Raw genomic sequence first — 12,002 nt, 5'->3', positions numbered from 1 at the left:
GGCCGCCGCGTACGCGACGAAGGAGCAAGCGGCGGCCGCTGAACGGCGAAACCTGGAGCGCCGAAAAACAGCCGGAGCGAAGCGGAGGCCGAAAATACAGAGGCAGAGGGTGAAGCTAGCCTCTGTGTGGCAGAACTCGCACGACGCCGCCGTGTTGGCGACGGCAATGGCGGCTCGTCCGCACGGTTCGGCGTTAGTGTTGCGACAGGCCGTATTCGATGGAGTGCGGCGCGGACACAACCGCGGGCTGCCGAGAGCAGAGCCTAGGCCGGACAGCACAGGGACAGGGAGAAGGGTCGAGCATTGAGCTTCACACAGGGCGGTAACGGGCAGGGCGCCGAAAGTGGCCGGGCCATTACCTCTATTCCGCTGTCCGAGGTCGACACCACGCGCACCGCGAGCATCGGAGACCTGGTACGCGATGCCACCGAACAGATGTCGACACTGGTCCGCGCCGAGGTGGCGCTGGCCAAGGCCGAGGTGACCGGGGAGATCCGCAAGGGTCTGCAGGGCAGCGTCTTCTTCATCGTCGCGCTGACGATCCTGCTGTTCTCGACCTTCTTCTTTTTCTTCTTCGTCGCCGAGTTGCTCGATGTCTGGCTCTACCGCTGGGCCGCGTTCCTGATCGTGTTCGGTCTCATGATCGTGGCGACCGTGGCGTTCGCGGTGCTGGGGTATCTGAAGGTGCGCAAACTCCGGGCGCCGGCCAAGACCATCGAATCGCTGAAGGAGACGCGGACCGTGCTCCCACACGGCATCGGCTCACATGCGTCGGATGCCGACGATGCGGCCGACACGTCCGGCCGATAGCGCGCCGATTACGCTTTCCGGCGTGTCGTCTACCCCGAGCCCTGATCCGTCGAGCGTTCGCTACGACGGACCGTGGGCCCATAAGGACGTGCATGCCAACGGCATTCGCTTCCACATCGCCGAGGCCGCGCCCGCATCCGGGTCCGGTATGCGTGGAGACGATTCGGCGGGCACGAGTGCCCCGCTCGTTCTGCTCCTCCACGGATTCGGCGATTTCTGGTGGTCGTGGCGGCATCAGCTGACCGGTCTGGCCGAACTGGGTTTCCGGGCGGTCGCGGTTGATTTGCGCGGATACGGCGATTCGGACAAGCCGCCGCGCGGTTACGACGGCTGGACCCTCGCCGGTGACGTCGCCGGGCTCATCCGCGCCCTGGGACACACCGACGCCACCCTGGTCGGCCACGCCGAGGGCGGACTGGTCTGCTGGGCCACCGCGGTCCTGCATCCGCGGCTGGTGCGTTCGATCGCGGTGGTGAGTTCTCCACATCCGGTGGCGCTCCGGCAGGCCGTACTCCGCGATGGGCGGCAGCGCCGGATGTGGCTGCCGAACTTCCTGCGCTATCAGCCACCCCGCTACGGCGAACATCTGCTGACCGCCCGGGACGGCTTCGAGGTCGAACGGCTGCTGCGGCAGCGGGCCGGAACCGCCTGGGCCGGATCGGCCGATTTCGTCGACACCGCACGCCGGATGCGCGCGGCCATCCGCATCTCCGGCACCGCGCACTGCGCCCTGGAATATCAACGCTGGGCGTTCCGCAGCCAGTGGCGTCCCGACGGCCACCGCTTCATGTCCGCGATGCGCGAACCGCTCCGCGTCCCGGTCCTGGCCCTACGCGGTGAATCCGACCGCTACATCCTGGACGCGACCGTACGTCGCTGCCAACACCTCTCCCCCGACCGCAGAGTCGTAACACTCACCGGCACAGGCCATTTCGCACACCAGGAGAACCCCGAAAAGGTCACCGCCGAACTGGCGAAACTCCTGACCTGACCAAACACATATCTCAGCAAGCCGCAAGGGCGACAACAGATCTCGCACGAACATGGGTAACTCCATGTACTCGCATAGGACTAGCACGCGGTTTGTGTCGTTGTCGAGCGTTGGCGGTGTCTGGTGTCGTTGGCTCAGTCAGTATCTGAGCTGCGCCGATTCCGGAACAGCGCGGGACACACTGTGTGATCTTCATCATTGACGTTGGTACGTCTGGGCGGTGTTGGCTGACGTCAGCCATTAAATGGCGGAATTATTGACAATCGTGACGGCTGGCAGCACCCCGCCCGTGCACTGTGACCACCAGCCGTAGATGGCGGTTCCCAGTTCTATCTGGCGGATGATCAAGAGCGGTATCCCTGAACTGGGCGGATGTCTGGTGACGTGTACCGAGCCGCCAAGTAGCGCTGGGGGCTCCCGCCAACTACGCCTTGGAATTCGGCAGGACCCGCTGCTCGGCCGTCTCCCAGCCGCCATCTTCATCTGGTAGTCACATGCACTACGAGTGACCGGGCGCCACCAGCTTGCCGCTGGGACATGCGTCTTCGAGCCGCGCTCAGAAGGGCTGGGTTGGTTGATACGTCATTGCTCATCGCACGGCTCCGGGCCCTTCTCTATCGTCTGTAGCTCTGTTGGCGGGCTCGTCGGGCTGTCGATGGATCGCGGCGAGACATCTACCGGCGAACCCGTCCGGCTGCGACCATGATGCGGTGTCTTCTGAACGACCTCCGGACGGTTTCGATCTACGAGCCAGCGATCTCGACCGGTCCATGGCATGTACCGCGCTGGACAGCGCCTATGCCGACGGCGAACTCGACAATGCGGAGTATCACTCACGCCTGCAGACCGCGACGAAGGCCAAGACGCGCGGACAGCTGTATGCCTTACTCGGTGATCTGCAGGTCCCGCATCCGCTCACCGACCTTCCCGCCGCAGCACCTGCGCAGGCTTCACCGCATGGTACGGGCCGGGGACGGATCATCGCCGGTGTCACGATCGCGATCGTCATCGGCGTCGTTGTCATTGCGATAGTGGCCCTTTCGGGCGGCGGGGCCACATCGAGCAGGCCAGGGAGCACCTCGTACGGGCCCGGTGCGGTTGCCGCATCGAGTAGTCCTCGCCCGGACTACACACCGGAGGATGCCGCACTGCTCCAGCATCTACCCGCCGGATACGACCAATCGAACTGCTACCACCGGGATCCGGGACCGACCGAAACCGCTGCGCTGCACTGCGACCCGCACTCCAGTCGGCTGGAGGCGGCGTTCTACCTCTACCCCGATACCACGACGCTGCAACAAAGCTACGACGACGACCGCGGGTCGTCCGCGCATATCGCCTGTGCCGACGGCGCGCTCGACAACACCTATGCCGCAGGACGATACGAATGCATCCTGTCCAACGGAGCCGGGGTCGTCCCGACCATCGAATGGACCTCGAACCAGCAGGACGTTCTCGCGGTGTACTTCGCCTCCAGCCCGAACGGCGCAGCGAGCCTGCTGAATTGGTGGAAGCAGCACAATCGACTCCGCTGATCTTCCCGCCACGAGCGGCAATTGTCGCAGGTTCGTGCCCTCGGCGGGGCACTGTGAACATGGGAACGGGTCTGACCTGCGGTTTCCTGTCGGGCAGTTGGTGATTGAAGCCGATTACCAGCTATGAACCGGGCGCATTGTCGCTGATCCGGGGACTGGATCCCCGAACCCGCTGTTAAGGGTTCGGGGTTCGCATATATTCATGGCCAATCACCGGTAATCCCCCACGGCTGACGTACCTGCTGTTATGTCACGGTTGGCAGCATGGCAGGTCACTAAGGATCACGCGCAGTCACGCTGAAAGTTTGGGGAAACTTTGGGGTGGGTCAATTCTGACACGTGGTCGGGTCCGCGCTCCTGCAGGGGGCGCTGTAGATATGGGAATGGCAGCGGTCCGGGCGTCCAGCCGGGCCGAAGTATTCGCCCGGCTGGAGGTGCTGATTCGTGATCGTGAGTTAGGTCGGAGAAGCTCTGGAGACACTGGCCGAGGAAGCGCCGGTCCCTGCAAGGCCGGTTTGATTGCAGGGGTCAATCCGCAGCGATTCCATTACCGGTGCGCGCCTACGGTCGCTGTCGAGCTTTCTGGCGCTTCGGTCGCGCCACGATAGGCGCTATGCCTCGGCGCACCTTCAACAGGTGCTCGTCTTTCGTATTTTCGTGCACCGTGAGACCGCTCAGGATTCGTTGCTGTGTTTCCGGTGTCCAGAACACCTCAAGGTGCTTACGGGCCCGTGTGATCGCGGTGTAGAAGATGTTGTGTGAGATGCTTTCCTCGTTGGCATCCGTGATGACAACCTTGACTGAGTCGTACTCGAGGCCCTGTGCCTTGTGGATCGAGACGGCATACGCGATCTGGAAGGGCACCATTGTGTTGAGTGTGTCGTCGTCATCATCGCTATTCCCGCGCTCGAAGACATCGAACTGAACGGTCGAGCCCTCTATCAAACGCAACTCGGTTTGCTGTACCTCGGTCTCTGCGATATCCCGTTCGAGCTTTACGTCGAATGTGATGCGGCCGGGTGCGCGATCGATCTGTACGATCTCGCCCTTCAGGTTGTTGAAAATTACTGGTCGAAATCTGTCGGTTTCGTTGAAGAGCACGGGGTCGCCGACCTTGTAGGTGGACTCGCTCCAGTACACGGCCGGATTTGGATTGCTCGCCTGCAGGAAACGATTCACGTTGTTGATGCCGTACAGCCCGTCGTAGTTCAGGCAGAGCACGATCTCGTCGGCTCCGTGATGTTGGAAGAGCGAGGCTCCCAGCACCGTCGAATAGCCGTTCTTGGCGAGGGACTCCTCGATGCGGTCGTCCAAGTTTCGCACCCTGTCCCACAAGGTGAGCAAGGCTTGGTCGGTCGTTCTAAAGGGCTTGGTCAGCTCGAAGACCGACTCTTTCGGGATGTACGAACGAATGATGCTGAACCAATTACCGAATTCGATCGATTCGATCTGGTAGACGTCGCCGACGAGAACGAGTAGGTCGAAGGATGTTTTCTCAAGTACGCTGAGCAAGCTCGCGTTGCTTACGATGCTGCACTCGTCGATCACGAGTACGTCGTATGTTGCGCCGAATGGCGAGCTGCTATATGCGTGCTTGCTGATCGTACTGAATTCTGTGTTCGGCGCCTGCACCCGTCGCCTTAGATTGTCGATGGCCGGGTTGGTGTGTGCGAGGAACAGCTTTCGCTTGTCCGCGAAGTAGCTGGCGATGGTATTCACCATCGTCGACTTCCCGGTGCCTGCTGCACCGTAGATGAGCGCGACCTTCGAGTGTTCGAAGAGCGCTTTCAACGCGTCGGCCTTGAGCTCGTCGTCGATGGTAGATGGGTTCGCGTCGATCCACTGCTGCACGTCGTCGCGGTGTCCCTCCAATCCTTCGGACGCGATCTTCTGTAGGTCCTTGATGATCGCGACGGTGTCGTCCTCGTATCCGAGGATGAATACGTGCCCGTTTGCCTGCGCCAGCTTCCGGCGCGCGTGACGTGTGGTGGGCGGGAGTTCGTTGTTGTAGCGGTCGATCAGTGCCGCGATGTCACCCAAGTCTTCGAGTTCGGAGGCCGGTGTGTAGATCGTGCCGTGCTGCTCGACGTTGTTCTTAACGCGGCGCGCTAGCAACTCGTGCCGTCGGTTAGTCGCGTTCAAGCTCTCGGCGAGGTCGGCGAGGCGTGCGTTGTGCCGGCGCGGTGATGTGCAGAATGGCATCGTGTCGAACGGCTGGCAACTTGGCGACACTCGAAGGCCTGACAACCATCGACACGGATTCGCATCGAACTGAGCCTTGATGACTTGGTTGTTCATTCGAAGCATTAGGTACCGCAGCAGACGAGATCCTGGCCGATCTGCGCGGATCAGTGCTCGTGCGAGGTCAAGCACGGGAAAGAGTAGTGGAGCTTGCCGAGGGGCATTGAGTACTTGGGTACGAATCCGGTTGTAACGCGCGTCGCTCATGTCCATGAGATCGAGGAGGTTCGAGCGCGTAGTGGTGAGGTACTGCATCAGATTTTGGTACTCGACATGGCTGGACTGCACTCGAATCGTCCGGCTGAAAAGGCGAGCGAAGTTGTTGAACTCACAAGGGCGGATCGACACGTTCCACGAGCGGATGATCGTGATGGGCATCGTTTGACCGAGGACGGTGATCGTGTCGCTCGCCAGCTCCAAGTGAGCGGCGTACTTGTCGGTAATATCGATGTCGGTGAATCCGATGATGCGGTCGAACTTGCTCGTCCGGTTGTGGGCGAGGTAGAACGTCACCTCGTGGTAGATGCGGTCGCGAACGAAGAACGGCCGCGAGCTGTGGATGTAGTACCGCTCGGGGCGAGAGGACGATGACGGCGTCGCCCGCAGTGAGTCGACGCGCGCGGCGATCTTCTCGTGGTATTCGCGCAGTGATGGGTCGAGGTCGACCGGGAACTTCTCCAGGCTGGTCAGAAGCGTGATGCCGAATTGCTCTTTGGCCAGGTCGCGGGTCCGGAGTAGGTACTCGTAGTACTTGAGCATCAGACGTTCGGATGGATCGCGATCCAGCGTGTAGTGCGAAACACTCGCCTGGAGCAGATCGTGGAACCTGCTCAGAAGCCTGAACCTGGCGGTCGCCTTGACGAGGTCCAGCGCCGGTCCAACCCGGTCGTAGTGAAATTCAGCTGAGGGATCGTTGAGGTGCGCCCAGGCGATGAGCCCCTCGACAAGATTTCGGAGCTGAGCAAGCACGTTCTGCGATAGAAATCCCCGGTCGTCGGTGAGGCTGTCAAGGTTCTGACAGATCACGCTGTCCGCGTCCCGTACCTGCTGCTCTACTGAAGCCATCGCTCCCGCCCACTCCTCAGAAGAAACTACATTAGCGCTCGAGCGCCTCGGTCTGAGTCGGCAACGGCTTCGGGTTCCCGCCCGCTCGCCGGTTCTCGTTTGCCCGTCGCGCCGGCAAGGCGCCGATTCTAAACCGGTCATCCCGTTGTTGGCGAACCTGTTGCGCCAGTTAGGGAGTGACTCGTCGGTTACCATGAGCCTCCCCGGCCCATTTGTCCGACTTACGGTTCCGGGGCATGTTCCGGATCCGCAGAGCCTTCTGCTGGGAAGCAGCAAGCCGTACCGAGCTGCTGTGTCAGGTTTCGACGCCGAACGTGCTTACATCGGTGATGAGCGCGTAGGTTGCCGGTGCTGGGTGTTGCACGACAGATTCGTCCTCGAACAGACCTCTCCCTTGGGGCTGAGCGAGGATGGCCGCCGCATAGGGCGGAAGCGGGCGACGATACGCGCGGCCGTCGCCGTTACGGATGTATTTCTCAAGGGCAACCAGTTGCTGTACCAGCTGGACATCACGAGCCGCGTGCTGGCCTCTCACGGGCTGCGCTGCATTGATTGCAGAGGCAGTGTCGGCCACCAGGTTTCGGTGTATCTTATCGACCAGGCTGAGGGGCAGTGGGAGTCCGCCCAACTCGTCTGTCTGGTCCGATCCGAACAAGCGTGACCATGGCATGGCGTGGCGAAGGTAGCGGGGGGTATAGAACCGCTTGGGTTTGTGATGGGGCAGTGAGTGGAGCGCGGCTACGTGGTAGGTGGACATAGCTGCGCATCCCCACCAGTTGGGGCGGCGCGGGCCGATATCGCCCCAGTCGGGATCGTCGACTGCGTGGCGCGGGCCGTCAGCGTAAGGGAAGTGTCGTCGGTTGCCTCGTAATGCTCGCAGGTCTTCGCGATTGCCGTGGCGACCGACGAATCGCGTTCGCTCCCAGCCGTTGTAGAACACGTGGTAGGGCAGGACATGCGGTTCTTGGCAGCTCTCGATGAGAGTCTCGTATTGATAGTGGCCGTCCTGCTTGTGATCGAGCGCATTATATCCGATGTCGTAGATGCGCTTGGCCTGGATGCGGAGGCACAGCCATCCCTCGGCGGGGGAACCGATCCACCATTCCCAGTCCGCTCCGATGCGGTTCTCATGTGCTGGGGTCAGTCGGCGTACCCCGATCTGAGGAAAGCCGCGGTATAGATCGAGCAGCAGGGCATCGGTCACCGACGTCTCGCCGGGTGCCAATCCGACCGGGTAGCCGTCCTCGTAGTCGTCCCATGTCCGAAGAGCAATAAGGTCCATGGTTTTTCGCAATTCCGACAGGCTGGCCACCGCACCCCGCTCGATTGGTCCTCGTACATGTCCTGGCAACGGTCACTTTCGCGTCCGCGAATGTCCCTCGTCAAGATCAGCAGATCGCCGCGGCCATCGATTGCCCCGGATGATTGTGCCGCAACAGGCTCGGCGCTCTCCAGACGCCTTCAATACTGAGGCCTGCTCCTTTCGGCACCCGGAGCCATTGGGGTGGTGAAAGATTCGGTGCAGGACGGCGATCGCAGCGACCCTGGCGCAGGAGCTGGCCGAGTAATCTCCAGTTAGAAGAGGCGCAATTGGTCGGGGACCGGAGCTCGGCATCCTGTGGTGGATCGGGCCTGGGTGACCGACTTGGACGATGTAGTCAACCGAGATGCTGGTGCATTTGGTTCGGGGCGGGCGTGAAGTGGGAGGTTTGATGCCTGTGGCGACTGACCATTATCCGGCGCCGTGGGCGTGCAGGTCGGGATGTCGGTGAGAGTGGTACGTGGTGAGAGTACGCGGCCGCAGTTGATGCATTGCACGAGTTGATGTTTCGTGTCCGGCCGTCGGAGGCGGGGTGCGTCTTGGTATGCGGGTACGTGGCCCACCCGCATGAAATGGTTCTGAAGTTCAATCCGCTTCAGATGCGCGAGTTGTTCTTCGTCGACGGCTGGCCGAGGAGCCGTGGGGGAGACGACTTCCTGCGTGGCGGGGGCGGAAGCGGTGAGTCCGTGGGGTGGGCGGGCGTGTTTATCCTGGTTGTGATTTTGCTGCTGGCGTATGAGGGTTGTGGTTCGGTTGTGTTCGCGTGAGAGTTCCGCGGCCAGCGACTCTTGCAGCGCTGTGGGGATCGCGATGCCTTGCAGGGTCAGAGTGAGCTCGTCCAGCGAGAAGTGGTGGGGTATCAGTTCGTCGTGGACGCACGGGGGCAGGTGCGGGACTCGGTGGATGATGTCGTCCTGGGTTGGTGGCTCGGGCCACAATGTTCGGTGCGGTGCGCCCACCATGAGAGTCATAGATCGGCGGTCTGGGTCGAAGGCCCATAATTGCTGTTGGTGGTCGGGATCGTTGAGGACGATCCGGTGTGGTCGGATGTCGGGGTGCCACAGCCAGATGTCGACTACATTGTTGTGGCGGTAGTCGCGGTGACGGTTGGTCCATTCGGCATCGGTCAGGGGATTGCCTTGGATCTCGATGGCGACCTCGCGCTTGTCGGCGAACACGACACGGACATCGGCACGGCGTTCGCGATTGGGTAGCCACACCTCGGTGCGGACTTCGACCGCGCCGGGCTGTCTACGCGCCCACGTTGCCAGCATCGACTTGCTGGTCAGGTGCCACACGGTTTCGGGATTGTGCTGGCCCTCGGGCGGCGCGCAGTCTGATGGGTGCGCGAAGTGCGGGCGACGTTGGCCGCCCAGGTGGGACCTGACGACGACGGGAACTTTGCGGCCGTGTTCGGCGTAGCAGAGAGCGCACACGAGCGTCCGGTCACCTGCGATGCTCTTGTCTCTCAGGCCTTGCGTACGCGGATCGGCCGGATCCGCTGGTATGCAGACGTATTGGCCACACACGAGATCGAGCGCGACCATCAGCTGGTTGGAGGAACCCACCACGAGATACCCCTGTCGAATAGGACGGCGAGCCCTCCGGCGATCGCCGGAAGGCTGTGACGGGCCGCGCTATTCGAAAGGTTTGGGGTTCGGCTGAATTGAGTTCAAGGAGCCTGAATCGGCTAAAGTATCAGTACAAGTATGTTTCGCCGAGTGAGTATGAATTGAGTTGTGTATGCGGTGCGGTCCGTACTGATAGGGTAGGGCCACTCGGGCTGCTTGTCGACATCGTTTGTGGGCGGGCTTATTCCGGCAACAAGACCGCGGAGTCAGGTACCTGCCGATGCCTTCGCAAGTGGCCCTGCCGCAAGTCTGTCACGAGCAACTCGACGGGACCGCGCGCCGAGTGTAGAAGCGAGCTGGAAGTTCAACGCCCACAGCACCTTCGGTGCGTCCGTGTCGACCGGCGGCACCGACGAGTTTGGTCGTCATTGTGCGGCAGAGGCGATTCCGATGTCTTTCTTCATCTACTGCGCATATCCGCGGTCCGGAGAATCGGCCCAACCTCTCGATTTGTCCCCAGGTTCGAGGGTTCAGGTCGGTCACTCAGGGCTGAACCACCGTGATCCCCAGTCAATGCCTTCGTCGGGTTGTCGCGGTGGTTGTGGCTTCTATGTGGATCCGTGAACATCACGGCTTGTGTCGCAACTGTTTTCGGTTGAAGCGAACGCCATGCGATCAGACCGGGAGAGAACTGCGTCAGCCTCGGTGCCGCTCGTCGTGTGTGCGAGGCGGCGGCTGGCCCGTCGTGGTCGATTAGCATCTGTGACATTGCTAATACTTTGCTGAGTGGCAAAGATGTCGGTGTGTCGTGCAAGAATCCCTGACCGTTCTATTCGTTCGATCAGAGAGTTTCCGTGTCTAAGCGTGGTACCCAGCAACCCTTGTCGGCATCCGTGGCGTGTCCTGCCTGCGGCGTGAATCTTGGAGATGCGTTCATTCAGACGCTTTCTCAACCCCAGGTAGAGAAGGTTCGTGTTGAGATGGAGCAGCGATTCGCTGCGGAGGCTGAAGCGAAAGCGGCAGGTCTGGCGGCGGAGCTTCGCTCCGAGCTGACCCGTGAGCAACGGCTCAGGAAAGATGCCGACAACCGCCATGAGCAGCTTATTGGCGAGAAGATTGCCGAGCTGGCCGCTCAAGGTGAAATGCTCAGACGCGCTATGAATCCGAGCGTGATGCGCTGGATTCGAAGCGGAGTTTGGAACAGGCGCAGCATGATGCGCAGGTCGAGTGGGGTCTGGAGGTTGCGCGCCTGCGGGACGAGATCACTGCCGAGGAGCGGGTGCGAGCCGACGAGCGCACAGCAGCCGGGGTCCAGCTGGTCAAGAACCAGGTCGATCAGGAATATCGAGCGAAAATCGAGCAGTTGGAAAGAGATCGCGAGATCGCGCAGAACCAAGCTGTGACTGAGTCCCGGAAGCAGCAGGAACTCGGGAGGCAGGCGGCACTCCAGGCCGCGGCGAGCGCTCAGGCCGCAGCCGCGGAAGAGATCGCAGCACTGCGCACTCGGTTGCGTGATCAGCAGGCTGCGGAGACAGCGCTGCGGTGCCAGCTCGATCTGAAGGATGTCGAGATCGCCGAGCAGGCAGACAAACTCGCGGAACAGGCCAGGGCTGAGGCAGTCAAACAGGTCGCGGTATTACGCCGCGAATTGCAGCAGCAGAAGACGGTTCAGCAGGCCGCCGAGGCCGAACTGCGCGGCCAGATCGAGGAACGCGACGGCGAGATCGCCGACCAGCAGCGCAAACTCGCGCAGATCCGGCAAGCCGAGGTCGAGATGCGTGCTGCCCGTCGCCGCCTGGACGAGGATCGGCAGGAATGGGAATTGGAGCAGGCCAGGATTCGGGACGCGATCACCATCGAGGAACGCCAGCGGGCTCAGCACAACATCGAGCGGCTCGTTGAACAGGAGCGCAACCGCATGGCGGCCAAAATCGAGCAGCTGGAGAACGACGGTAAGAGCCTGCGTGACCAACTGGCCGCCGCGCACCGCAAAGCCTCCGCAGGAACACGCGCGCAGGAGGAAGGCGTCGCCCGACAGGAGCTGTTCGCCGAGGAACTGCGCCGCCGGTGGCCCGAAGACGAGATCACCGTCGTCGATCGCGGACGTCGCGGAGCAGACATCCTGCAACTGGTTCGCGAGAACGGCCGTGAATGCGGAGTGATTGCGTGGGAATGCAAGCAAACCCAGCAGTTCAGCAAGCAGTGGATCAAGAAGCTCGCCAAGGATGCCGAGCTGCATCGCGCGCAGATCGCTATCCTGGTCACCGAGGCGCTACCCCGCGACATCGACGGCTCGGGCTGGATGGACGGAATCCTGGTGTGTGACTTCGCTGTTGCGGTCCACCTCGCGGCCCCGTTCCGGATGCTGATGGCCACCAACAAAAAGCACGCTCTTGCCAACGCGCTGCGCCAGGGCGAGACCGACAGGGTCTACGACTACGTCACGGTCGGCGGATTCGCGCAATGCT

Annotated in this window: 9 protein-coding genes; 4 read left to right on the top strand and 5 right to left on the bottom strand. The window is 61.8% G+C overall.

The window, feature by feature from the left end; all coding sequences use genetic code 11:
* Positions 1-303 precede the first annotated feature (303 nt).
* The 3 genes from NV1_RS38085 (at position 304) to NV1_RS38075 (ending at position 3,336) form a co-directional block, all read left to right on the top strand.
* Entirely contained in the window at positions 304-810 is a 507-nt protein-coding gene (locus NV1_RS38085) for a phage holin family protein (RefSeq protein ID WP_067903244.1), read from the top strand.
* 22 nt (positions 811-832) lie between these two features.
* Complete coding sequence (locus NV1_RS38080; RefSeq protein WP_067903329.1) at positions 833-1,801, top strand: alpha/beta fold hydrolase; 969 nt, start codon at positions 833-835, stop codon at positions 1,799-1,801.
* A 710-nt stretch (positions 1,802-2,511) separates the two neighbouring features.
* The gene (locus NV1_RS38075) at positions 2,512-3,336 is read left to right on the top strand and encodes a DUF1707 SHOCT-like domain-containing protein (protein WP_157117646.1); all 825 of its coding nucleotides are present in this window, start codon (positions 2,512-2,514) and stop codon (positions 3,334-3,336) included.
* A 561-nt stretch (positions 3,337-3,897) separates the two neighbouring features.
* Here the strand turns inward: NV1_RS38075 and NV1_RS38070 are convergent.
* From NV1_RS38070 to NV1_RS44195, 5 genes are all read right to left on the bottom strand, one after another.
* Entirely contained in the window at positions 3,898-6,642 is a 2,745-nt protein-coding gene (locus NV1_RS38070) for an AAA family ATPase (protein ID WP_067903238.1), read from the bottom strand.
* A gap of 295 nt (positions 6,643-6,937) precedes the next feature.
* Positions 6,938-7,954 carry a DUF6615 family protein gene (locus NV1_RS38065; RefSeq protein WP_067903235.1) on the bottom strand — a complete coding sequence of 339 codons (1,017 nt, stop codon included), beginning with the start codon at positions 7,952-7,954 and terminating at the stop codon, positions 6,938-6,940.
* A gap of 263 nt (positions 7,955-8,217) precedes the next feature.
* A complete protein-coding gene (locus NV1_RS42900) occupies positions 8,218-9,531 on the bottom strand; it encodes a competence protein CoiA family protein (protein WP_218027343.1) in 1,314 nt (437 codons plus the stop codon).
* A 611-nt stretch (positions 9,532-10,142) separates the two neighbouring features.
* Complete coding sequence (locus NV1_RS44200) at positions 10,143-10,670, bottom strand: hypothetical protein (protein ID WP_157117644.1); 528 nt, start codon at positions 10,668-10,670, stop codon at positions 10,143-10,145.
* Positions 10,667-10,930 (bottom strand): hypothetical protein, encoded by a 264-nt coding sequence (locus NV1_RS44195; RefSeq protein WP_157117643.1) that lies wholly within the window; start codon positions 10,928-10,930, stop codon positions 10,667-10,669. The genes NV1_RS44200 and NV1_RS44195 overlap by 4 nt, the downstream gene beginning before the upstream one ends.
* Before the next feature lie 3 nt (positions 10,931-10,933).
* Here NV1_RS44195 and NV1_RS38045 point away from each other — a divergent pair.
* A partial coding sequence (locus NV1_RS38045) for a DUF2130 domain-containing protein (RefSeq protein ID WP_157117642.1) occupies positions 10,934-12,002 on the top strand: 1,069 nt, incomplete at its 3' end.

Source organism: Nocardia vaccinii NBRC 15922 (genome assembly GCF_001613305.1).
GTDB classification, from domain to species: domain Bacteria; phylum Actinomycetota; class Actinomycetes; order Mycobacteriales; family Mycobacteriaceae; genus Nocardia; species Nocardia vaccinii.
This window is presented reverse-complemented; position numbering and strand designations above follow the sequence as displayed.

Coding starts and splice junctions, on each gene's coding strand:
- NV1_RS38070 (WP_067903238.1), bottom strand. CDS start 6,642: ATGGCTTCAGTAGAGCAGCAGGTACGGGACGCGGACAGCGTGATCTGT.